The organism is Phenylobacterium sp. (assembly GCF_046291545.1).
Taxonomy (GTDB): Bacteria; Pseudomonadota; Alphaproteobacteria; order Caulobacterales; family Caulobacteraceae; genus Phenylobacterium.
Genome location: NZ_JBKBSM010000002.1, coordinates 496542 through 520275, shown reverse-complemented (window position 1 = coordinate 520275; position 23734 = coordinate 496542). Strand labels below are relative to the sequence as shown.

General features: G+C 67.7%; 17 protein-coding genes. 4 read left to right on the top strand and 13 right to left on the bottom strand.

Annotated features, from left to right (window positions below):
* Positions 1–146: 146 nt before the first annotated feature.
* Entirely contained in the window at positions 147–2903 is a 2757-nt protein-coding gene (gene gyrA / locus ACK4YQ_RS09000) for a DNA gyrase subunit A (RefSeq protein ID WP_409610494.1), read from the bottom strand.
* Positions 2904–3008: 105 nt separating this feature from the next.
* On the opposite strand from gyrA, the gene sodC reads away from it, so the two are divergent.
* From sodC to ACK4YQ_RS08985, 3 genes are all read left to right on the top strand, one after another.
* Entirely contained in the window at positions 3009–3536 is a 528-nt protein-coding gene (gene sodC / locus ACK4YQ_RS08995) for a superoxide dismutase[Cu-Zn] (protein ID WP_409610492.1), read from the top strand.
* A 189-nt stretch (positions 3537–3725) separates the two neighbouring features.
* Positions 3726–4160 (top strand): DUF3617 domain-containing protein, encoded by a 435-nt coding sequence (locus ACK4YQ_RS08990; protein ID WP_409610490.1) that lies wholly within the window; start codon positions 3726–3728, stop codon positions 4158–4160.
* A 480-nt stretch (positions 4161–4640) separates the two neighbouring features.
* Complete coding sequence (locus tag ACK4YQ_RS08985; RefSeq protein ID WP_409610488.1) at positions 4641–6203, top strand: amidohydrolase; 1563 nt, start codon at positions 4641–4643, stop codon at positions 6201–6203.
* Between the two features lie 99 nt (positions 6204–6302).
* On the opposite strand, the gene ACK4YQ_RS08980 is transcribed toward ACK4YQ_RS08985, so the two are convergent.
* Complete coding sequence (locus ACK4YQ_RS08980) at positions 6303–6797, bottom strand: Lrp/AsnC family transcriptional regulator (RefSeq protein WP_409610486.1); 495 nt, start codon at positions 6795–6797, stop codon at positions 6303–6305.
* 531 nt (positions 6798–7328) lie between these two features.
* Between ACK4YQ_RS08980 and ACK4YQ_RS08975 the strand changes: the two genes are divergently transcribed.
* Positions 7329–10181, top strand: a complete 2853-nt coding sequence (locus ACK4YQ_RS08975; protein ID WP_409610484.1) for a TonB-dependent receptor plug domain-containing protein — start codon at positions 7329–7331, stop codon at positions 10179–10181.
* A gap of 344 nt (positions 10182–10525) precedes the next feature.
* On the opposite strand, the gene ACK4YQ_RS08970 is transcribed toward ACK4YQ_RS08975, so the two are convergent.
* The 11 genes from ACK4YQ_RS08970 to flbT form a co-directional block, all read right to left on the bottom strand.
* On the bottom strand, positions 10526–14404 hold the full coding sequence (locus tag ACK4YQ_RS08970) for a hypothetical protein (RefSeq protein ID WP_409610482.1): 3879 nt from the start codon (positions 14402–14404) through the stop codon (positions 10526–10528).
* 35 nt (positions 14405–14439) lie between these two features.
* Positions 14440–15525 (bottom strand): tyrosine-type recombinase/integrase, encoded by a 1086-nt coding sequence (locus ACK4YQ_RS08965; RefSeq protein WP_409610480.1) that lies wholly within the window; start codon positions 15523–15525, stop codon positions 14440–14442.
* A gap of 129 nt (positions 15526–15654) precedes the next feature.
* A complete protein-coding gene (locus ACK4YQ_RS08960; RefSeq protein WP_409610478.1) occupies positions 15655–16146 on the bottom strand; it encodes a single-stranded DNA-binding protein in 492 nt (163 codons plus the stop codon).
* A gap of 127 nt (positions 16147–16273) precedes the next feature.
* Positions 16274–16654, bottom strand: a complete 381-nt coding sequence (locus ACK4YQ_RS08955; RefSeq protein ID WP_409610476.1) for a hypothetical protein — start codon at positions 16652–16654, stop codon at positions 16274–16276.
* A 41-nt stretch (positions 16655–16695) separates the two neighbouring features.
* Entirely contained in the window at positions 16696–17361 is a 666-nt protein-coding gene (locus ACK4YQ_RS08950; RefSeq protein WP_409610474.1) for a hypothetical protein, read from the bottom strand.
* A gap of 55 nt (positions 17362–17416) precedes the next feature.
* Entirely contained in the window at positions 17417–20152 is a 2736-nt protein-coding gene (locus ACK4YQ_RS08945; protein ID WP_409610472.1) for a hypothetical protein, read from the bottom strand.
* A 148-nt stretch (positions 20153–20300) separates the two neighbouring features.
* Positions 20301–21134 (bottom strand): flagellin, encoded by an 834-nt coding sequence (locus ACK4YQ_RS08940; RefSeq protein ID WP_409610470.1) that lies wholly within the window; start codon positions 21132–21134, stop codon positions 20301–20303.
* A gap of 189 nt (positions 21135–21323) precedes the next feature.
* Positions 21324–21497 (bottom strand): flagellar protein FlaG, encoded by a 174-nt coding sequence (locus tag ACK4YQ_RS08935; protein ID WP_409610468.1) that lies wholly within the window; start codon positions 21495–21497, stop codon positions 21324–21326.
* Positions 21498–21719: 222 nt separating this feature from the next.
* Positions 21720–22553 (bottom strand): flagellin, encoded by an 834-nt coding sequence (locus tag ACK4YQ_RS08930; protein ID WP_409610466.1) that lies wholly within the window; start codon positions 22551–22553, stop codon positions 21720–21722.
* Between the two features lie 318 nt (positions 22554–22871).
* The gene (gene flaF / locus ACK4YQ_RS08925) at positions 22872–23243 is read right to left on the bottom strand and encodes a flagellar biosynthesis regulator FlaF (RefSeq protein WP_409610464.1); all 372 of its coding nucleotides are present in this window, start codon (positions 23241–23243) and stop codon (positions 22872–22874) included.
* A complete protein-coding gene (gene flbT, locus ACK4YQ_RS08920; protein WP_409610462.1) occupies positions 23203–23628 on the bottom strand; it encodes a flagellar biosynthesis repressor FlbT in 426 nt (141 codons plus the stop codon). Before flbT ends, flaF begins: the two co-directional genes overlap by 41 nt.
* Positions 23629–23734 lie beyond the last annotated feature (106 nt).

Here is a 23734-nt window from a genome sequence, read left to right as displayed (position 1 = left end):
CCTTTTTTCGCGTGTCGCCGCAGCGGGCCTGGAAAGCAAGCCCTAAATCACCCGAAACCCGGTTCACCGAACGTGAACCGCGCGATTGTGAAGACCGCGCCAGGCCCAGGGAAACAAGGGGATCGCGCCCTGCGGCGCCGGTCCCCTCAGGCCTCCTCGCCCGGCGCCTCCGCCTCGCCGCCGGCGTCGGCCAGCCGCTCCACCGACACCACGTGCTCGTCCGCGGCGGTGCGGAAGATGGTCACGCCCTGGGTGTTGCGCCCGGCGATCCGCACCTGGCTGACCGGGGTGCGGATCAGTTGGCCCTGGTCGGTCACCAGCAGGATCTCGTCGGTCTCCTCCACCGGGAACGAGGCCGCCAGCCGCCCGCCGCGCTTGGTCAGATCCTGGGCCATCAGGCCCTGGCCACCCCGGCCGGTCCGGCGGAAGTCGTAGGCCGAGCTGCGCTTGCCGAAGCCCTCGGTGGACACGGTCAGGATCAGCTCCTCGGCCGCGCCCAGTTCGGCGATGCGCTCGACGCTCAGAGGCGCCACGCCCTCGGCCTCGGCCTCGGCGTCCTCCTCCTCGGCGACGGCCAGCTCCTCGGCCTCGGCCTCGCCGCTGGCGGCCGCGCGCATGGCGTTGGCGTGCTTCAGATAGGCCGCCCGCTCCGCCGGCGTCGCGCCCACCGAGCGCAGGATCGCCATGGAGATCACCTGGTCGCCGTCCGCCAGGCGGATGCCGCGCACGCCGGTCGATTCACGGCCCGCGAACACCCGGACCTCGTCCACGGCGAAGCGGATGCAGCGGCCCAGAGCCGTGGTCAGCAGCACGTCGTTGACCGCCGCGTTGCAGACCGCCACCCCGACGATGGCGTCGCCCTCGTCCAGCTTCATGGCGATCTTGCCGTTGCGGTTGATCTGGGCGAAGTCAGACAGCTTGTTGCGCCGCACGTTGCCCGAGCGGGTCGCGAACATCACGTCGAACTGGTCCCAGGTCGCCTCGTCCTCCGGCAGCGGCAGGATCGAGGTGATGGTGTCCCCGTGTTCGATCGGCAGCAGGTTGACGAAGGCCTTGCCCCGCGAGCTCGGCGTGCCCACCGGCAGGCGCCAGACCTTCAGGCGATAGACCTTGCCCGCCGAGGAGAAGAACAGCACCGGCGCATGGGTGTTGGCCGAGAACACGCGGGTGACGGCGTCCTCGTCCTTGGTGGCCATGCCCGAGCGGCCCTTGCCGCCCCGATGCTGGGTGCGATAGGCGGCCAGGGGCGTGCGCTTCACATAGCCGCCGTGGGTGACGGTGACGACCATGTCCTCGCGGGCGATCAGGTCCTCGTCCTCGACGTCGGCGTCGCCCTCGACGATCTCGGTGCGGCGCGGCACGGCGAAGGCCGCCCTCACCTCCACCAGCTCCTCGCGCACCACCGCCATGATGCGGTCGCGGCTGGACAGCAGGTCCAGGTGGCCCTGGATCGTGGCCGCCAGCTCCCGCGCCTCGCCGAAGATCTCGTCGCGGCCCAGGCCTGTCAGCCGCGACAGGGTCAGGGCCAGGATGGCGCGCGCCTGCTCCTCGGTCAGCCGCACCTTGTCGCCGTCCACCAGGACGGTGCGCGGATCGGCGATCAGGTCGATCAGGGCCATCATGTCGCCCGCCGGCCAGGGCTTGGCCACCAGGCGCTCGCGCGCCTCGGCCGGGTCCTTGGACGAGCGGATGATGTGGATCACCTCGTCGATGTTGGCCACGGCGATCGCCAGGCCCACCAACACGTGCCCGCGGTCCCGCGCCTTGGAGAGCTCGAACTTGGTGCGCCGGACGACGACTTCCTCGCGGAACTCGACGAAGGCCTCGACCATCTCGCGCAGGCCCATCTGCACGGGCCGGCCGCGGTTGATCGCCAGCATGTTCACGCCGAACGAGGTCTGCAGCGGCGTGAAGCGGTAGAGCTGGTTCAGCACCACGTCGGGCGAGGCGTCGCGCTTCAGCTCGACCACCACGCGCATGCCGTCCCGGTCGCTCTCGTCGCGCAGGTCGGCCACGCCCTCGATGCGCTTCTCGCGCACCAGTTCGGCGATCCGCTCGACCAGGGCGGCCTTGTTCACCTGATAGGGGATGGCGGTGACCACGATCGCCTCGCGGTCCTTGCGCACCTCCTCGATGCTCGCCTTGCCGCGCATCACCACCGAGCCGCGGCCGGTCATCAGCGCCTGGCGCGCGCCGGTGCGCCCGATGATCTCCCCGCCGGTGGGGAAGTCTGGGCCCGGCACGATGTCCAATAGCTCGTCGAGGCCGATCTCGGGATTGTCGATCAGCGCCAGGCAGGCGTCGACCACCTCGCCCAGGTTGTGCGGCGGGATGTTGGTCGCCATGCCCACGGCGATGCCGCCGGCGCCGTTCACCAGCAGGTTGGGGATGCGCGAGGGCAGGACCACCGGCTCGCTTTCCGAGCCGTCGTAGTTGTCCTTGAAGTCGACCGTGTTCTTGTCGAGGTCGGCCAGGATCGACATCGAGGCCTTCGACAGCCGGCACTCGGTGTAGCGCATGGCCGCCGGCGGATCGTTGTCCACCGAGCCGAAGTTGCCCTGGCCGTCGATCAGCAACAGCCCCATGGAGAAGGGCTGGGCCATGCGCACCAGGGTGTCGTAGATCGCCAGGTCCCCGTGCGGGTGGTACTTACCCATCACGTCGCCGACGACGCGGGCGGATTTCACATAGCCGCGGTCGGGAGTGTGGCCCTGCTCGTTCATCGAAAACAGGATGCGCCGGTGCACGGGCTTCAGGCCGTCGCGCACGTCGGGCAGCGCCCGGCTCACGATAACGCTCATGGCGTAGTCGAGGTAGGAGCGCCTCAGCTCGTCCTCGATGGCGACAGGGGCGACGCCCCCGCGCCGGCCGTCGTCCGGAGGAGTGGTGTTCTCGTCGGTCAAGGGAAGGAATTAGCCGTCAGAATCGGACACAAAAACGTCCTGTGCGTTGTTAACATCGCCAAGGCGGCTACGCCAACTTTCCCCGATGAATAAGGAGCCCTCCCGATGAAGATCCTCGCCCTTGCGCTCGCCTCCGCCGCAGTCGCGACCATGGCGGTCGCCGCCGACGCGCCCAAGGTCGTGGAAGGCAAGCTCCAGAACAACGCCGGCGAGCAGATCGGGACGCTCAAGGTCACCGAGGCGCCCAAGGGCGTGATGCTGCACCTGGAGGTCCAGGGCCTGACCCCCGGCTGGCACGGCCTGCACTTCCACGAGAAGGGCGACTGCTCGAAGTCGGACTTCACCTCGGCCGGGACCCACGTGCACACCCAGCCGAGCATCGTCCACGGCCTGCTCAATCCGGACGCCAACGATTCCGGGGACCTGCCCAACCTCTACGTCGGCGCCGACGGCAAGGGCATGGTCGAGATCTTCTCGCCGTTCGTCTCGGTCGGCGGCGCCGGCGGGCGCCCGGCCCTCCTGGACGCGGACGGCTCGGCCGTGATCATCCACGCCTCGCCCGACGACTACATGACGCAGCCGATCGGCGGCGCCGGGGCGCGGGTGGCCTGCGCGGCCATCTCCGGCGGCTGACGCCGGTCCGCGCCCCGTCGCGCGCGCCGCCTCCCCTCCCGGGCCCGGGCGAAGGCCTTGTCCGGGGCGGGGCCGGCGGCGTAGGGCGGCTTGTGGCGCATGCGCGCACTTGGAGCCGGACGCCTTCGCCTCCATCTAGGCTGAAACGAATCCACCCGGAGGACCAAGGCCTCCGAAAAAGGACGCAAGATGAAGTCCAAGCTGTTGTTGCTGCTGTCCTTCTGCGCCGTCGCCGGCCCCGCCGCCGCGGCCGACTCGATCCTGCCGGGCTATTGGGAAAGCACCAACCGCCTGCTCTCGCCGATCCGCACCAAGGAGGTGGAGAAGCGCTGCATCACGCCCGAGGAAGTGGCCAAGTTCATGATGGGGCCGAGCAATCGGCACTACACCTGCACCTATCCGGTCAAGTCGTTCGCCAACGGCAAGATCCTCCTGCGCGGGACCTGCGTCTCCAAGAAGGGCCGCAAGGTCGCGGTCTCCGGCGAAGGCTCCTTCACGGCCACCACCTTCAAGCTGACAGCCACGGTGGCCACCGACTTCGCCGGCATTCCCATCTCCGGCCGCGCCAGCACCGAGGCGCGCCGCATCGCCGACACCTGCCCGCCCGAGCCCAAGGCGGACTGATCCCGCCCCCCGATCGAGGCCGCCTTGCGTCGCCCCTGGGCGCAAGCGCCCTCTTCGTGACCGCCCGATGACCAATAAGCCTGCGGAATCGCCGATCCCGCAGATTCCCCGCCGTTTCCCTGCGGCGGCGTTTACACGCGCCGAAATCTATGGTGCGCTGGCCTTGATCTGATGGATTTCAAACCGGAATAGAGGTTTTCACGCAGAAATCCTGCGTCACTCGGAGCCGGGGCGATCCTCCAGCGGGTCGGAAAGTACTGCAGCAGCCGGTTGTGACGCGATGATCTCTCATGGGCGCCGCATTCTTGATCGGTCTGCTGGTCATGAGCTTGAAACGCCGTACTTTGACGTCTGAAGACTGACCTATTTCGACCACCACTTGGCGATCGGCGAACGCGCCGGCGCGGGGAACCAGAAAGCGGGACTATGGGGATGATCACGATGGGCGCGCGCAGGAAGAGGCCCTTATCCGTTCTTTTGATGGCCACGGCCCTGTGCCTTCCGGGGGCGCTGGCGCACGCCGAAGCCTCGCCTGAGATGAAGCAGGCGGCGATCGCCGGCGTCGATGCGCGGGCCAAGCTGGTCCAGGAGATGGTGGACTCGGTGTTCAGCTTCGCCGAGCCGGGCTTCCAGGAGTTCAAGACCTCCGAGTACCTCACCGGCATCCTCGAGAAGAACGGCTTCAAGATCGAGCGCGGCGTCGCCGGCATCCCCACCGCCTGGACCGCCACCTGGACCAACGGGACCGGCGGCCCGAAGATCGCCCTGGGCAGCGACATCGACGGCCTGCTCGGCCTGTCGCAGACCCCCGGCTCGCCGCAGGTCAAGCCGATGGTGCCCGGCGCGCCCGGCCACGGCGAGGGCCACAACGCCGGCATGCCGCTGATCGTGGCCGCGGCCCTGGCCACCAAGGACGTGATGCAGAAGGAGAAGATCCCTGGCACCCTGATGCTCTGGCCGGGCGTCGCCGAGGAGCTCCTGGCCACCAAGGCCTATTACGTGCGCGCCGGCCTGTTCAAGGACGTGGACGCCACCATCTTCACCCACGTCAGCAACGATTTCTCCACCGCCTGGGGCCCCGGCGGCAACAACGGCATGGTCTCGGTGGAGTACACCTTCCACGGCAAGACCGCCCACGGGGCCGGCGCGCCCTGGGCCGGCCGCAGCGCGCTCGACGCGGTCGAGATCATGGACGTGGCCTGGAACTTCCGGCGCGAGCACCTGCCGCTGACCCAGCGCTCGCACTACGTCATCTCCAACGGCGGCGGCCAGCCCAACGTCGTGCCCGACGTGGCTTCGGTCTGGTATTACTTCCGCGAGCAGAACTTCAAGTCGATCCGCAGCCTCTACGAGACCGGCAACACCATCGCCGAGGCCGCGGCCATGGCCACCGGCACCACCGTCGAGCGGCGGGTGCTCGGCTACGCCGCCCCGAACTACTCCAACAAGCCCCTGGCCGAAGCCGCCTACAAGAACATCGAGCTCGTCGGCATGCCGAAGTGGAGCGACGACGACCAGGCCTTCGCCCGCGCGGTGCAGGAAGCCAACGGCCTGAAGATCGAGCCCCTGCGCACCGAACTCACCCCCCTGTCGACGCCCGCCACCCGCGGCCCGTCCATGGGCGGCGGCTCGGACGACATCGGCGACATCATGTGGACGGTGCCCACCATCACCATTCGCTTCCCGTCCAACATCCCCAACACCATCGGCCACAACGTCACCGCCGCGATCGCCATGGCCACGCCGATCGCCCACAAGGGCGCGGTCGCCGGCGCCAAGGCGGTGTCCCTGACGGTGCTGGACATCATGACCACGCCCAGCCTGCTGGCCGAGGCCAAGGACTATTTCCAGAACGTCCAGCTCAAGGACGACACCTACGATCCGGTGCTCGGCAAGGACGACCAGCCGGCGATCCACCTGAACGCCGACCTGATGAGCCAGATGCGGCCCAAGCTCGAGCCCTACTACTACAACCCCAAGAAATATAAGAGCTATCTCGAACAGCTTGGGATCGCCTACCCGAACACCTCGGCGACGAAGTAACCCAAGCTCACGCCCCGCGCTTCCCCTTGGCGCGGGGCGTCTCGCCGTCCGCTGCGGCGGCCGGCCCAGCCCTTTGGGCCCCTCTTGCGTCCCGGCCGCTCAGGTGCGGTCCTGGAAGACGATCGGCGGCGTCGAGCGGCGCGCCACCTCCCGGATTACGAAGCTGGAGCGGATGCGCGAGACGTGCGGCAGCGTCGACAGCTCCCGCCGATAGACCCGGTCGTAGTCCTCGAAGGACTCCACGTTCAGCATGATCAGGAAGTCGGTGTCCCCCGAGACGAACCCGCAGTAGGACACCGAGGGGCACTTCACGACCTCGCGCTCGAATTCGTTCAGCGCCTTCTCGGCCTGCGAACTCAGCTCGATCGCCACGAACACCACCACGCTGAATCCCAGCATCGGCAGGTTCAGGTTGGCCGAGTAGCTGAGCACCGCCTGGCGCTCCTCCAGGATCTTCCGCCGCCGCGCCACCGCCGTGCTGGACAGGTTGATCTGCTCGCCCAGCCACACGTCGGAGGCGCGTCCGTCGGCGCACAGCTCCCGGAGGATTTGAAAATCGATGGCGTCCAACCCTACGTGTTCGAATTTCGACATGCTTTCCCCAGGTCAATGCGCAAATCGGCAGCAGAGAGACGATTTCCGCTCCGAAATCCTATTCCAGGAGCCACGCACAAAGCAATCGACAGTATTGTGTCGGTGATGGGTTGATGATCGACGGTTGCGGAGGGGCGTCAGCGACCTCAATCGTCAAACGACAACGCATCGGACGTAAGAAGCCAAAGGTGTCTCCATGTGTGGTCAACATAGCAAGCGCTCGAGAACTCTGACGTTCTCAAGGAAATTCATCACGCACGTCAATCACCGCGACGACCGTCAGCATTGGTGACGCGCAGGTCAAAAGTGTGACGCCCGAGGGGCGTTCCGGTCCGGGTTCAGCTTTGGCGCCAGGGTCGGCCTAGCGGCCGCGGCGCGCCGCAAGCCGGCCAGGACCGCCGAACTCCATTCCGTTCGCGTATGGCGGGCCGAGCCTACTCGGCGCGCAAGCCATGTCGCTCGCCTGTTCGTCTGGTTCGCATCGCGTCCGCGGCGCGCAGGTCTTGCCACTCCATTCAGCCGAGGAAAGCGATGACTGTTTCCCCGAGATTCCGATCCGTCCCCAGCGCGCGGCGCTACGCCTTCGCCACCGTCAGCGCCGCTGCGCTCCTGATGTCGGCGGGCGCCGCCCTCGCCCAGGCCGCCTCCGCCGACGAGGCCGGCGCGCCGGCCGCCGAAACCTCCGAGGAGGTGAGCGAAATCGTCGTCACCGGCTCGCGCATCGTGCGCGACGGCTATGACGCGCCCCAGCCCGTCAACGTCCTGGGCACCGAGGAGCTCAAGGCCGAGGCGCCGGCCAACATCGCCGACTTCGTCAACACCCTGCCCTCGGTGAAGGGCAGCGCCACCGCCGCCAACTCCTCCGGCTCGCTCAGCAACGGCGCCGCCGGCATCAGCGCGCTCAACCTGCGCGCCCTGGGCACCGGCCGCACCCTGGTCCTGCTCGACGGGCAGCGCTCGGTGGTCTCCGCCTCCACCGGCCAGGTGGACACCAACACCTTCCCGCAGTCGCTGATCGAGCGGGTGGAAGTGGTGACCGGCGGGGCCTCCTCCGCCTACGGCTCCGACGCGGTCGGCGGGGTCGTCAACTTCATCCTCGACAAGGACTACACCGGGGTGAAGATCACCTCGGAATACGGCGAGACCACCTACAACGACAACCAGAACTGGAAGTTCAACCTCACCGCCGGCGGGCCGTTCGCGGGCGGCAAGGGCCACGCCCTGTTCAGCGCCGAAAAGGTGATGCAGGACGGCATCCACTACTACAGCCGCGACTGGAACAAGACCGGCCACTTCGCCATCCGCAATCCCAACACCGCGGCGGGCCAGCCCTACTACATCGTCGCCGACAACGTGGGCCTGTCCGCCTACACCCCTGGCGGCCTGATCACCTCGGGCCCGCTCAAGGGAACCTACTTCGGCGTGAACGGCGCGGTCGGCCAGCTCGCCTACGGCGCCACCTCCGGCCAATGGATGGTCGGCGGCGACTGGGAATACACCTCCTCGGTCATGAACGGCTCCAACAGCCTGTCGCCGGACGAGGACCGCGAAAGCTACTTCGGCCGGGTCAGCTACGAGCTCGCCTCCAACCTCAACGTCTTCGGCCAGGCCTCCTACGCCCGCTACGAGGGCCTCAGCTACTACGTCCAGCCGACCCAGACCGGCATCACCATCCGCTCGGACAACGCCTACCTGCCGGCCTCGGTGAAGGCGCAGATGGCGGCGGCCGGGGTCACCTCCTTCGTGATGGGCACCAACAACGCCGACATGCCCGCCTCGGGCAGCAACAACGTGCGCGAGACCACGCGCTTCGTGGTCGGCGCCGACGGCGATTTCAGCCTGATGGGCCTGGGCTTCGACTGGGACGCCTACTACCAGCACGGCGAGACCGAGACCCTCGAGAAGCTGACCGACACCTGGAACACCGCCCGCCTGGCCCTGGCGACCGACGCGGTGGTCGACCCGGCCAGCGGCCAGATCGTCTGCCGCTCCACCCTCACCGACCCGACCAACGGCTGCGTGCCGCTCAACCGCTTCGGCGTCGGCGTCGCCAGCGCCGAGGCCCTCGACTACGTCCTCGGCACCCCCACCCGCACCCAGGAGTTCAAGCAGGACGTGGTGGCGGTGAACTTCACCACCAACGACATCCAGGGCTGGGCCGGTCCGATCGGCATCGCCTTCGGGGCCGAATGGCGCAAGGAGCAGATGAGCGGCTACGTCCCGCCCGAGTACGAGGGCAGCGGCTGGAAGTACGGCAACTACAAGGTCACCGAAGGCGAGTACGACGTGGCCGAAGGCTACGTCGAGGCCCTGGTGCCGCTCTTCAAGGGCATGGAGTTCAACGGCGCCGTCCGCTACACGAACTATTCCGTCTCCGGCGGCGTGACGACCTGGAAGGCGGGCCTCACCTACTCGCCCATCTCCGACATCACCCTGCGCGCCTCGGCGTCCCGCGACATCCGCGCGCCGAACATGAGCGAGCTCTACGACACCGGCACGGCCCGCTCGAACTCGGTGAACATCCGCGGCGTCTCCACCCCGTTCGTGCAGAACCTGATGGGCAGCACCGACCTGGAGCCCGAGGTCGCCGACGGCTACGGCCTGGGCGTGGTCTTCCAGCCCAGCTTCCTGCCGGGCTTCGCCGCCTCGGTCGACTACTACGACATCCAGGTCGAGGGGGTGATCAGCTTCGTCACCGCCCAGAACGTGGCCGACTACTGCAACGTCAACAACGTCCAGAGCTACTGCGACCAGCTCAACTACGTGAACGGCGTGCTCAGCACGATCGACCTCTATTACGACAACCTCAACAGCATGTCGGCCAAGGGCCTAGACATCGAGACCTCCTACCGGTTCAACGTCGAGGACACCTTCGGCCGCGGCGCCGGCGACGTCACCCTGCGCGGGATGTTCACCCACTACATCGAGAACATCACCGACGACGGCGTCACCGCCATCGACCAGGCCGGCTCCAACGTCGGCAGCACGCCCGACTGGGTCTACCGCCTGACCGCCACCTACAAGCTCGATCCCTGGACGATCAACGTGGCGGCCCGCGGCGTCAGCGACGGGGTGATCAGCAACGCCTACACCGAGTGCTCCAGCAACTGCCCGACGCTGACCGCGCCCTACTACACGATCGACGAGAACGACATCGAAGGGGCGGTCTACTACGACCTGTCGGTCACCCGCAGCTTCACGGTGGGTCAGGCCGACGCCGAGGCCTACATCTCGATCAAGAACCTGTTCAACACCGACCCGGTGCTGACGGCCAACCCCGCCTCCCTGGGGGCGGAGAACACCCCGGCCTACCTGCAGACCAACCGCACGCTCTACGACGTGCTGGGCCGCGTCTGGCGCGTGGGCCTGCGCCTGGAGTTCTAGGACGAAGACGCCCCGCAGGTCAGCCTGCGGGGCGCCCATTTCCATGCGGCGGCGGCCACCGGCCGCCGCCGTCGTGCGTTCGGACGAGCCGGCCCTAGAACGGTTATGCGGACCTCAGCACGTAAACAGCGGCGTAAGCCGCTGTTTTTCTTGCACTCAGTTCTTTGCAGGGTTGCCGTGCGTCAACAACTACGACGACGCGGCGTGCGCCAATAGGCGCGCGCACGCCGCGTGTAAACAGTGACTCCCGGAGAGTGAGAGAGGGGGGCGGGGGGAGAGAGCGAGAGGTTATCCACAGCCCGGGAAGGCTGCTTCCCACTTGAGCCGGTGCCCCAGGCGTAAAGTTAGTTGGCGCGGCGCAGTTTCAGCCTCACTGCCTGATGTTGCCCTTCGCGAAAATAGACCTTCCCGGCCTCCGAGAATGGATTGGGGAGCTCCGAGACAGCGATGAGTTCGGGTGTCTGCACATTGGACACGTACAGAACCCGCCACTTTCCACGCTTCTCAGAGGCCATCGAAGCAGCGGCGGCGACCTGAGAGCGCTCGAGGTCGACATAACCGGGATCGCCAACGTGCGCCTTGACCTCGAAGTAGAGATCTCCGCGCGTACGCGGCACCTTAAAGTCGTACCCGTCGGAGTCGTTGGTGGCCGGAAGACCGAGGTAGCGTCGGCCCATCGAGGACAGCCAGCACGCGTCGTGAAACCCGCGAACCGACTGCTTGAGGTAGTGGTAGGCGGCAAGCTCGCCCGCGAACCCGAGCAGCGTGCGCTGTTCTTCGCTAAGGTATTCAGGGTCCTTGCCCTTGCCGCCGCCGCGACGCCCCGGGCGTCGGCGCCCCTTCGGACCGAACGCTTGGAGGTCGGCCTTTCCCGACCGTTCGCGAAAACTCGAAGAGGCCAGCGCGTCGCGCAACGCCGCGGCGACTTGGTCGAAGCGGTCTGACTGGCCGCCATCCACTTCGATCTCGCCGAAAACGATCGTGCGCCGAGCCTTGAGCTCCGCGTCGCGCCGCTTAGTCTCCTGCTGCTCCTCAAGCTCAAGGTCGCTGGCGATCAGGCCGAGCATCTCCAGGTCCAGGCTGGTGGGCATAGCCGTCGGCCAAGCGCTCGCTCGGGCCAAGACGGCGGGCCAAGCATCCGTCGCAATGCGTCGAAAATCGAGGACGCCGGAGCTGACAACATCGCGAACGAACATGTCGTTCGTGGCCTCCCAGGAGGGCGGCAAGCCGCGCAGCATGGGCTCCTTTGCGACCCACGCGCGGGCGACGCGTCGAAGCTCCGGGAGGTTGGCGACGAGGGCCGCGCGATTGGCTTGCCGAAGGTTCTCCAAGCCGTCGTCTGCCGATGCGTTGGAGGCGGGCAACTGGGTCTGTCCAAGGTCCGCGAAGCGCGCGTCGATTAGCTCGTCAGGAAGGTTGTCGTAAGTCTCGAGCCAGCGCTCGTCGAAGGTGATCCATTCCAACCTGCTGTCGCGGCGATAGGCCGTCAGGTCGCCATCGGCGTCGAAAAGGTCGACGTAGGCGTCGCGGACCGTCTGGGCGAGCAGCGCGCGCTGTTCCTCTTGGCGGGTCGTAAACTGCCGTCGAAGGCGCTCATCGAACCGCAGCGGCGACCATTCACCGCCAAGCGCAGATAGGGCGGCGTTGAAGGATACCAAATCCGCGCCGAGCCGCTGGCGAACATCATCAAGCCCGTCGGCGTCGCGACAGATATCGATGAGGTCCGCGACCTGCTGCGGCGCAACCCCGCGCGTGACAAGGGCGGCCGCGATGTCCGCCTCGTCGGTGAACTCGGCGCGACGCGTCAGGAGCGCCTCGGCCGCCGCCGTCCCGAACCGGAGTTGCACCGCGGGGATCAGGCCGTCCAGGAGGCGCCCCGTCGTCGAGCGTAGGGAGCGATAAAGCTCACGCACGCGAGACACGGGCTGCGCGAGCGCCCTGGCAACGAGAGCGTCGTCCGGTCGCTCGAACGGCGCATGCAGAGGCGCCAGCGCGTTAGACAGCGCCAGGAACGCCACCCGGAACTGCAGGCTCAGACCAGGGCGGCCAATGGCGAGCGCTAGACCGCTCCCCAGGCGGGCCAGCGTCGCCCAGTCCATTTCGGGCGGTGCCTCCGCCACCACTAGCGTCGGAAAATCAGCGTGCGAGATGGGCAGCACGCCTTCCAGGCCGACGGGAAGCCCGCCGCGCTCGCCCGCGATGGTGACCGCCACATCCTGAGCGGAGACCACCCGCACCTTGCGCAGGTCGTCGTACAGCAGCTGCCGGCTCCGAGCCGTATTGCGGTTGGTGAGACCGGTATTGAACTCGAGCACAAGCACGGAAATCTCTGCGAGCCATTCCCGGCCCAGCGACACCAGAAGGGGGGGATCCGCCGAGGGCGCAAATGACTGGCCATCGACCTCGACGCCGAGCTCGACGCCCTCGAGCAGCTCGGCGTCCCTGCCCTGCGCGCGCTTGATGGCCGCCGCGCACGCCGCGGACTTGCCGTCCGGCGCGCTGAAGACGGGGCGGTCGATCACCGTGAGCAGCTGGGTTAGGGTCGGGTTGGACGTCTCGCCGACCAACAGTGGCGGGGCATGTTGATCGGGCACCGGCGGCGGCAGCGCGATGAGTCTACCGCCCAGGTCCACCGCAAGTACCAGCGCGGACGGGAGCGCCGGCGGGTTAGTCAGCGCGCTCCAATGCTCCCAGGCCTCGCGGTAGGCCTTTCGGAACGTGTCGTGCTCCGCCTCGGAGATTCCCTGCGCGAGGGCCGCGCCCAGCGCCGCAACCCTGTCCCCGGCCGTCACCTCCGCGGACCAGAGCCGAAGACCAAGCCGGTCCACCATGATTGTGCGTAGCGCGGCCGATCCATCCAGCGCTTCGCGCATGCCGCGCTCGAGCCGCTGGACGAAGCGAGGCAGCACGTCCGCCTCCCCTTTCGGCGCGTACCAGCAGTCCTTCGGCCGTGCCCATTCCAGGTCGTCTACCCCAGCCCGCGGCATCCAAGCTTGTTGTCGCAGGAAGGCCGCGAGCGGGCTCGGCCAGAGATCTGTGTCCGGATTGCCGGCCGTGCGCGTCAGCTTGGTGTTGAAATACTTGGTATCGGCGTCGAGCAGGAAGCGCGCGATCAGCCGCGCGTAGGGCAGCTTGGCCTGAACCGGGAAGCTGGCGTAGGCGGACTGGCCGGCGAGCACGTAGAGCGTCTGCTCGGTGCTGTACGCCCCGCTATTGTAGCGGAACCCCCAAGTCGGCTGCTCCTTGACGTCCACCCGCCAAATCGCCCCGAGCGTGCGTTCGATCGGCAGTTCCGGCCCGTCGCCCTTCTTGATCCCCGCCCACTGCCACTTCTCGACGGAGACGGCTTTGTGGGTAAGCACCGGCAGGCCGTCGCGCACACCGCAGTGCTTGAGGAACTGCGTCCACTCGCTCGCAGAGCCTCGCTCCCGCAACGGCCAGGCATCCCACGTCGGCAGCACGCTGGCGCCGATGTCCGCGATCTCTCGCGAGACCGCCGCCGCCGCGTCGATCAACTCCGCGATGAGGTCGCCTTGGCTGTCCCGCCAGCCCGCCGAGAACCGGAGGCGCCCGGCGGGCTGGTTTCCCCCTGCGCCGGCCGGCAGTCGCAGGTTCGAGGCCCGCAACGCGCTTTCGAGCTCCGGCGTGCGGTGGGTCTTCCAGGCTTCGAAGGCCCATCCCACGGCCGCCAGGACACGCAGATGCGGCGGCCGTTTGCCTACCAGCCGCCCGAGCTTGGAGACCACGGCCGGAAGGCTGTACTCACTCGCCAGGCCCGCGCCGATGAAAGCCTGCGCCACCTGAGGCGACCAGCCGATGAGCGGGTCTGAGAAGAGCATGTTCCGAGCCAGGCTGTCCGGGGGGAACAGGGCGGCGTCCGACAGTCGCTTGCGTCGACGGTTAGGGCGCTCCGCCTCCTGGTGGATGAAGAACTCTGGTCCATCGCCGGCGGCCAGTGGGTTGTTGGCGGGCACCAGCTTGCCGCCCTGGGCAACGAAGATGGCCTCGCCGCGCAGGTGCGGCAGCGGGTCGCGGAGCTTGGCCAGGTCTGCATAGAACTGCGTCCAGGCCGTCGCCGGTCGCTTCTGACGGTGGAGATACTGCGCGATGGCCGGCGCCCAGGCCTTCCAGACCGTGTCCGCGGGCAGCAGCGGCACATCCTCCTCTGATGCCAGCTTCGTCAGCGCGTGGGCGCGCTTCTCCCCCAGTCCCTGCCGGAGCATCGGCAAGTCGAGCACGCGGGCAAGAAGGTTCGCCTTTAGGACGCCATACTCGCCATCGTCCCAGTCGTAGATGTCGGCCAGAACCGCTCGTTCCAGTCGTGCCTAAGCACGTGACAGGAGAAGTCTGAGGGCAGCCCTGCTGCTTTCCGAACGACGCGAAAAAGCTTCTCGACCGAGGAGACCGAGAGCGGACTCCCGGCCGCCGTGCTCACGAAGAGATAGCCGTGCTTACGTGCAGCGCCGCAGACCGGCCGCATTTCCAGCACGTAGGCCGCGAGAAGCTCGGCTGACTTCTTTGGAAGAGCGAGAACCCGCTCTTCAGTTTTGAGAACTGGTTGTCTCGCGCGTGGATCACGCGGATCGTCGGGGCGAGCGACAATGTTCAGCCGTTCGCGCCGCAGGTCCACATCTTCAACGCGCAGGGCGAGCAACTCGCCCCGTCGCAGTCCGAGGTCCAGCAGCAACTGAATAATCAGGTGGTTTCGAAATCTGACGGAGTGACTGCTCCATGGGTTTTTGGAGCTCTGCGGATCAACCAGATCGGTGAGAGCGAGCCTCTCTTCCTCTTCCAGCCCCTCCCGCGGCTCGTCGTCCGCCCAGTTGCTGCCTGGAGTTCGCGTCGCAACAGAAGCCAGGAAAGCGTCGCGGGCCACAGCATACGCGGCTTGAGCTGAGGGTCTGTCGGATAGCTCGAGCAGCCGCTGCTGTGTCAGCCAAACCAGGAATTGTCGGATAGCCCGTACGCGGTTCGCAGCCGTTTGCCGCGAGAGGGCGGCTGAGCGCTTCTTGATCTGCACCACGCGAGCAGAGGTGTCCCTCCCGCTGAAGCGCTCCGGTAGCCGAAACGAAGCCGCAGCGACCAGTCCGTCGAGTTCAGCGGGGGACAGGAGTGTCCCCGAGGCAACGCGACTCTCGAGCGAAATTCCGGCCTCCGCGCACCAGAGCAGCAACGCCTGCACGCCAACCAGCTGCTGGTGGATGGTGTTGGGCCGTCGGGCTCGGCATTGGGTCAGCACGTAGAGCGCGGTCGTGTGGTGGGGGAGCCCTGTTGAACGATGCATAAGCAGCGGGAGCCGTTCGCCGCACGGACGGATGTGCATTCGGATCACAAGCGGCAACATCGTGACGCTCCCTCGGAGTAAGCCTTTTCAAGCTAACTGCCGATGTCGCAGCCGGGATAGGTGCAATAAAAAAGCGGCCAACTCCGTGAGGAACTGGCCGCTTAGTTACGTCCGGATCACTTTTCCGGGCTAGAACGGGATCTCGTCGTCCAGGTCGGCCGAGAAGTCTTCCCGCGGGCCCGAGCCCTGCTGGCGCGGGCCGCCGCTGGAGAAGCCGCCCGAATAGCCGCCGCCGTAGTCGTCCCCGCCGCGCTCGGCGCCGCCCTCGCCGCGACCGTCCAGCATGGTCAGCTCGCCGCGGAACTTCTGCAGCACCACCTCGGTGGAGAACTTCTCCTGGCCCGACTGGTCGGTCCACTTGCGGGTCTGCAGGGCGCCCTCGATATAGACCTTCGAGCCCTTGCGCAGGTAGTTCTCGGCCACCTTCACCAGGTTGTCGTTGAAGATCACCACCCGGTGCCACTCGGTGCGCTCCTTGCGCTCGCCGCTGCTGCGGTCGCGCCAGGTTTCCGAGGTGGCGACGCGCAGGTTCGCCACCCGGTCGCCGGAGTTGAGGGTGCGGATCTCCGGATCGGCGCCGAGATTTCCGACCAGAATGACCTTGTTGACGCTGCCCGCCATGTCGATGTCCTTGAAGCTTCCGTAAGTGCGGGCGTTGGCCCGCAGGCACGCTAGCCGCTCGCGCGCCCCCGATCAACAGATGTTCTATGTATGTTCCTCGTCCGTCCCCAGACGGACGCGGCCGCCCTCAGGGCTGCTGGGGCATGGCGCCGGGGATCGCCAGGCGCCCGTCGCCGGTGCGCACCAGCGCCAGGTAGCGGCCCGACTGCAGCGAGGGCGAGGTGAAGATCCCCTCCTTCTGCAGGAACAGGAAGTTGCCCTGATAGGCGCCCATGATCTCCTGCTGGTTGCCGCCCAGCCTCAGGAACCGGATGCGCATCGCCTCGAGCTGGGCCGCGCAGGTCTCCAGGTTCGGCGTTTCGCCGCCCACCTTGTTGTAGCGGATCGTGCCGTCCTTCTGCGGGATGGCGTGATAGCAGACGCCGATGTCCCCCGGCGGCGTGACGCGCTTCTGGCAGGCGATCAACGCAAGGGCGGAAACGGCGAGGACGGCGGCGGTGCGAAGCATGGCGCGAGCCTACACGCCCGGCCGGCGCGAGGCGAGCGCCGTCAGCCGATCGGGGCGATGGCGCAGCCGGGCCCCTGCTCGGCCAGAGTGCGGAAGCTTCGGTTGTCGCCCGACACCTCCACGCGCCCCGGCACCAGGCGCAGGGTCTGCTGCATCCAGCGGCCGTAGGTGGCCTGTCCGGCGCGCTCGCAGCGGCCGGCGAACAGCGCCTGGACGCAGGCGTTCAGCGTCATGTCCCCCGGAAGGCGCCGCCAGTCCCCGGCGTAGCGCCAGCAGCCGCCGGCGGGGCCCGCCTCGGCGTAGCCGCCCGTCTCCGGCTGGGCCGGCGCCGGCGCGGCGGGTTCGGCCTCGGCGGGCGGCAGGGGGGTCAGGTTGGTGCCGGCCTGGTCGGCGGCGGCCAGGGCGCCGGTCTCGTCCACCCCCACGTCCAGGGCGCCGGTGGCCACGCCGTTGCGCTCGGCGCACTCGGCCAGGGTGAGCTCCCCGACGAACTGCCCGGCCACGAAGCAGCGCAGCGGGCGGGCCGAGTCCAGCTTGTCGTCCGGCTGGCGGGTCTCGACGATCAGCCCCCCCTGGGAGGCGGGCGGCGGGGCCTTGGAGCCGCGCCCGCCCGAGGTCAGCGCCAGGGCGATCATCACGCCCGCCGCCAGCGCCACTGCGCCGCCGACGAGCGCCAGCACGACGCGCCGATCCTTGAGCACTTCCATGCCCCCTGGCTAGACCGCGGCGTGCGCGGTTTCAAGCGCGCGCTGGCCCAAGCCCTCAGCCGCCGCCCAGCAGGCGGTCGAGCCCGGCCTGGTAATTGGCGATCTGCGCGGTCAGGTAGGCCGGCGCCGTGCCTTTGACGTTGGCCAGCGGATCCTTTGGCGTGGCCTCCGCCTGCATCGCCCGATAGGCGCTGCGGATCGTCGACATCGCCAGCGACAGCTCGTCCAGCGCGTGTTTGACGTCGGTCTCGGTGTTCAGGTTCAGCCCGCGGTCCATCTTCAGGCCGTACATCGGCGTCCCGCCGTCCGCCGGCACGATCACGTCGTCCTCGACCTTGGTGGAGCGGACGAAGCCCTCCTGCAGGCCCAGCGCCTCCAGCGCGTCTCTGCCGCCCGTCCCGCCCAGGATCTCCAGGCTGTAGCGGTCGTTGATCGGCTTGATCTGCAGCTTGCGGGTGTCGCTGTCGGACACCACGTCGACGCGGATCGCATAGCCCGTCGCGCGCCGGATCTTGGCGGCCAGGGTGTCGAGGGTGTCCTTCTCCTCGATGGTGATCGTCGCCGCCCGGCCGCCCGAGCGCGTGCGGATCTGGAAGGTGTCGCCGTCCCGCGCCGCCGTGGCGGCGGTGATCCGCTGGGAGTCGGAATAGGCGATCGCCCCTTCCGGCAGCCCCAGGCGGTCCAGGACGCTGGAGCCCGTCTGCCCCACGGCGATCGTGGTCGGCGCGGCGAAGCCCTCCTCGCCCGAGAAGCGCTGGCTGTACCCGACCGTCCCGGCGGCCACGTCGAGCTCGGCGACGAAGCCGTCCACCTCGCCGATCTTGGTCTGGGCCCCGATGTCGCCCTTGGAGGTCCCGGCGATCCAGACCTTGCCGCCGGAGATGGTCATGGCCGTGGCCCGGTCCTCGCCGGTTCCGCCGTAGTAGGCGATGGCGTCCGATCCGCTCGGCGCCAGGCTGGAGGAGATCTTCGCGGCGAAGGCGTCCACCCCGCCCGACGACGCCCGCGTGGTCGTCCCCACGCTCAGCGCCCCGCCGGAGGAGCCGGCCAGAACGATGTCGCCGCCGTCCAGGGCCACGCCCGCCAGAGCGCCCCCGCCCAGGGAGCCCAGGTCCCGCGTGGCCGCCAGGGTCGGCGCGCCGGGGGTGGTGAAGTCGAAGCGGCGCAGCTTGGCGTTACCGCCCTCCTGGGTGGCCACCACCACATTGGTCCCGTCGACCACCACGCCGACCATCTTGTCGTCGCTCGTGGTCCCGAACTGGTTGGTCGTGATCAGGTTGCCGGATTCGCTGTAGCTGCGCAGATAGCCGTCCCAGCCGCCGGACGAGGATTGGCCGCTCAGGGCGCTCTTGGTGCGGCCCGCCACATAGAGCGTGCCGTCCGCCCCCCAGGCCAGGCTCGTCGCCTCGTCCTCGTCGCGCGAGCCCTGCCGCTTGGTCCAGAGCTCCTGGCCGGCGGCGTCGAACACGGTCACGAAGCTGTCGGACTTGGCGGCGTCCACGCCGTCGTCGCCGCGGATCAGCGCGCCGGTCACCGAGCCGCTGATGGCGATCTTGCCGTCGGCGGCTACGGCCAGGCCGAACCCGTCCGCCTCGTTCGCCGCCCCCAGCGTGCGCGTGTAGACAAGCTTGCCGGCCGAATCGAACTTCATCAGGGCGACGTCGCCCTGGCCCTTGATGGTCTGGCCGTCGACCGTGCCGGTGACGTCGGCCAGCATGTAGACCGAGCCGTCCGCGCCGGTGACGGTCTTGCGCACGGCCGAGACCTCCTCGGGCAGGTCCACGGCGAACACCCGGCCCTCGACCCAGTTCACGTCGCCCGGGCGGCGCACGGCGTCCGAGGCGGCGCCGGTCTCAAGCTTGATGAGCTGTTCGTGCTGGACCGCGTCGTCGGTGGTCGCCTTGCCGTCGGGGTCGGGGTCTCCGACTGTCTGGGTCACATAGACGGCCGGGGCGGAGGTGGTCGCCGAGAAGGTGAGCTTTTCGGTCGTATCCCCTTGGATCTTCAAGGCGAACTGGTCGACCGCCTTGGCCAGCACCACTTCCTTGCCGTTGACCGTGGTGGTCTTCTCCTCGCCGGGGATCCGCTCGACCGCCATGCGCGTGAAGACGCCCGCGGCGGCGAGCTTGTCGTTCATGTACTTGACGACGTTGCCCATGGTGCGGGGCGTCGCGCCCATCTCCGACAGGTCGAAACTCACGTCGGTCGTGGTGTTGTTGAGCTTCTTGACCGACAGGTTGAACACCACCGGCCCCTGGAAGGCCTCGACCTCCTCCGAGGACAGGCCGCTGTGCAACGGGGCGGTGATGTAGGCGGCCTTGGTCTTCGGCACCCCGACGCTCATCTTGGCGCGCTCGGTGGCGTCGCCGTGCGTCAGGCGCAGGGTGTCGAACTTGGTGGTGTCGATGTAGTCGGACACCTCGGCCATGCCGCGGGTGAACGCCGACTGCAGCCGCTTCAGCTCGGCCGCGGAGACGTCGTCCGCGTCCGCGCGCTTGGCCAGCGCCTCCAGGGTCGACAGCGCCTGGTGCATGGCGAACAGCTTCTTGTAGTCGTCGCTGGCGCCCTTGACGTCCAGCTTGGCCGCATTCTCGTCGACGAACTTGCGGCCCACCAGGACCGACTTCATCAGCTCGTCGGCCTGCGGCGCCTTGGACAGCGAACTCCACGGCGCCGTGGGCACGGCCTTCTTCGTCGCCAGGCCGCTCGAGGCCGACGCGACGCTGCTCCCCCCGGCGCTGGAGCGCGCCTGGTAGTAGCTGAGCAGCAGGTTGCTGTCGAACGTGATCAAGACGTCGGCTTTCCGTTACGCAGTCACCCAGACGAAACCTGCGCCATAAGGCCTGACGAGCCGTTAAGACCCCGCGCCGCGGCCAGGAAAAAGCCCCGGGACCGCCCGCGCGGCCCCAGGGCTTGCACGCTCCCCAACGGAGACGGCGTCAGCCCTGGAAGAGCTGCAAGATGATCTGCGGCGCGGAGTTGGCGATCGACAGCGCCTGGGCGCCGAGCTGCTGCTGCACCTGCAGGGCCTGGAGTCGGGCGCTTTCCTTGGCGATGTCGGCGTCCACCAGGTTGCCGATGCCGGTCTCCAGCACGTCCTGCAGCTTGGAGACGAAGGTCACGTGCTTTTCGATCTGCTTGGCCTGGGCGCCGAGCTCGGCCAGCGAGGCGGTCACCGAGGAGATCGCCGCGTCCAGCTGGGCCAGCACCGACTGGGTCGCGGAGGACGAGCCGGTCAGCACCGTGCCCGACAGGTTGATGACCGAGCCGGAGACCGTGAAGTCCTGCGGCGACAGGGTGATGTAGCTGTCGCCCTCCGCGTTCGCCAGGAACGAGATCGGGGCCGTGATCGTGCCGTTCAGCACCGACACCCCGTCGAACTCGGCGGAGTTGGCGAACTGGCCGATCGCCTGGAGCAGCGTCTGGTATTCGTCGTCGAAGGCCTTCTTGGAGGCGGTGGAGGCCGAGCCGTCGGCCGCGCCCACCACCTTCTCGCGCATCTGCACGAGGATGTCGGAGATCTCCTGGCCGGCGGTCATGGCCACGTCGGTGATGGATGTCGCCCGGTCCAGGCTCATCTTCACCGCCGACAGCGAGCTGAACTCGGCGCGCTGCTTCTGCGCGATCGCATAGATGGCCGCGTTGTCCTTCGCGTTCGACACCCGAAGCCCGGTGTTGATCCGGCTTTGGACGTCCGCCAGCTTTTCGTTCGTCGTGTTCAGGTTCTGCAGCGCGATCAGCGCCGACTTGTTGGTGTTCACCGATATCGCCATGGCGGCCGTCTCCTTCAGAGAGGCTTGGACGGCGCCCGACTCGCACCCCCCAAAGCATGGTTAACGCTAGGGGGAACATGGTGATCAGAAAGTTAACGACGGAACGCGCTATACCGCGCATCGGCGGGCCCGAGCGCGGCGAACCCCTTGCAGGGGCCGGATTTGCGGCCGTCAGGCCGGGTTAAGACTTCACGCCTGCGTCTTGATGACGGCGCCGGCCTCGTAGCCCTCGTCCTGCTGCAGCTTCAGCATTTCCTCGCGGGGAATCTGCGAGACGACCTCGCCGGTGCGCCGGTCGATGGTCTTGTAGACGAAGGTTCCGGTGTTGGCGTTCTCCTCGATCACGAGGCGCAGGTCGGCCATGTCTTGCCGGGGTTCCGGCGCCTGTGGGGCGACGGCAGCCTGGCGGACCGGGGGAACCGGCTCGATCTCGTGGAGAGGCGCAGGAAGTGCGACTTTGTTCTCCATCTATCCCTTCGCCGCTTCTTGATCGAAGGCGGCGACTCCATTTGAGCGAAAACGGCGGGGAGGCTCGCCTCCCCGCCGCCGACGCTTGCGGGCGCGGGTGAACCGCACCCGAAAGGCTTATCGGAACAGACCCAGGAGGATGCCCGAGGACTGGTTCGCGATGGACAGGGCCTGCACGCCGAGCTGTTGCTTGGTTTGCAGCGCCTGCAGCTTCGCGCTTTCCTTGGCCAGGTCGGCGTCCACCAGGTTGCCCACACCGGCGTCCAGGGTGTCCTGGAGTTTGCCGACGAAGTTCAGGTGGGTTTCGAGCGCCTTCGAGCCGGTGCCGAGGGTCGACAGCTTCGACGACACGTCCTGGATGGCCGCTTCGATGTTCGCGATGTCCGAGGACGTCGCGCCGCCCGTCAGGTCGCTCAGCGTGGCCGTGATGGCCGAGTTGCTGGTCGACAGGTCTTGGTGGGCGATGTCGATGGTGGCCGAGGCGTCCGCGTTGGCGATGGCCGCCACGGAGGTCGAGCTCGTCGCCGTGTCCGAGATCAGGTTCACGCCGTCGAACGAGGCGTTCTCCGAGATCGTGTCGATCTGGTTGCGCAGGGCGACGTATTCGTCGCTCAGCGCCTTCAGGGACGCGGAAGTCAGGCCGGTTTCCGACGCGGCGACGGCCTTTTCCTTCATCTGAACCAGGATGTCGGAGATGGCCTGCCCGGCGGAGAGCGCCACGTCCACCGTCGACTGGCCGCGTTGCAGCGACGACATGACGGCGTTCAGCGAGCTCGATTCGGCGCGCTGGTTCTGGGCGATGGCCCAGATGGCGCCGTTGTCCTTGGCGGTCGCGATCTTCAGGCCGGTGTTGATCCGGCTCTGAGTCGTGCTCAGCTCTTTGTTGGTGGAGTTGAGGTTCTGCAGGGCGACCATCGCCCCGACGTTGGTGTTGACGCTATTCATTCCCATAGCGGTCAGTCCTTCTTTTCTCAGGGTCCGACGCCGTTTTGGCTGCCGGGGGCGTTTTGCCCGGGAACGGGTCAAGCAAGCGCCGGGCCACGCCCACCCGCCAGACATCCACATTGTTTTTGTTCAGTATTTTCCAGCGCGCCAACGCCCGGCCGGCGCCAACGACCCGGCAAGCCCGGCCCTGGCCGGCATTTTCTGCCGATCGCTAGGCAGTTCTTGCCGCCGCGCCCGCCGCCCGCCGCCGGCTCAACGCAAAACGCCGGCCCTTGCGGACCGGCGTCTGGCATTGTGGCGTTGCGGCGTTGCGGCGCGGGCGCCTCAGGCGGCGGCGGAGGAGGCCCCCTGCCCGCCCAGGGCCTGCATGATCATCTTGTTGACCTCGATCAGATCCTCGAACGATTCCTCGCCGCGCATCACCGCGCTGGAGTGGCGTCCGACCCACAGGCTCAGGCTGATGATGTTGGCCCGCACCTGCACCGGCAAGCGGTTGCCCGGGTTGGCGCAATCCTGCGCCAGGGCCGACCACAGGCGGCGGTTCCAGTCCAGCGCGTCGATGCGCGTGGCGAAATCGAACCGGTCGGCCTTGGACGCCGCCATCAGCGCGCGCGTCACCTGGCCGAACAGCCGGTACTCGGCGTCTCGCGGCGCCTCAGCCCGGACGGCCGCCTGCTGGTACGCTTGAAGCGACATTCCCCAACCTCACGTCTTCATACTCGATCAGCTTCCGGCACAGCATCAGCGCCTTGTAATACTCGCGCGCCATGGTGTGCTTCGAGATCGCGACACAGTCCGCCAGGATCTCGGGGTTGCGGATCGCCCCCATGAACTCAGTCAACCGCTCCGCGAACTCGTCGTAGTAGCGGTTGGCCCCCACCTCATCCAGGTACATCATCATCATCGGGAAGTAGATCCGCCGCGCCGGCGAATTGGCTTCCTCGGGCTGCATGATGTCCTTTTCACGCAACACGGACGCCTTGTTCTGCAGAACCAGCGTGGTGCGACGGTCCCCGTTCTGAACCACGGCTCCGTTGAGAACGAACTTCTCACCGGGCTTCAGGGACAGCTTCAGCGGCATTCCTCAGTCTCCAAACGCCGGCCCCCCCGGCTTGAGGCGTGTCGCCCAGTCGCACGCCGCGGCGTCCGCTCCGTGCTCCAGGCTACGCTAGGTCGATGGGAGTTAA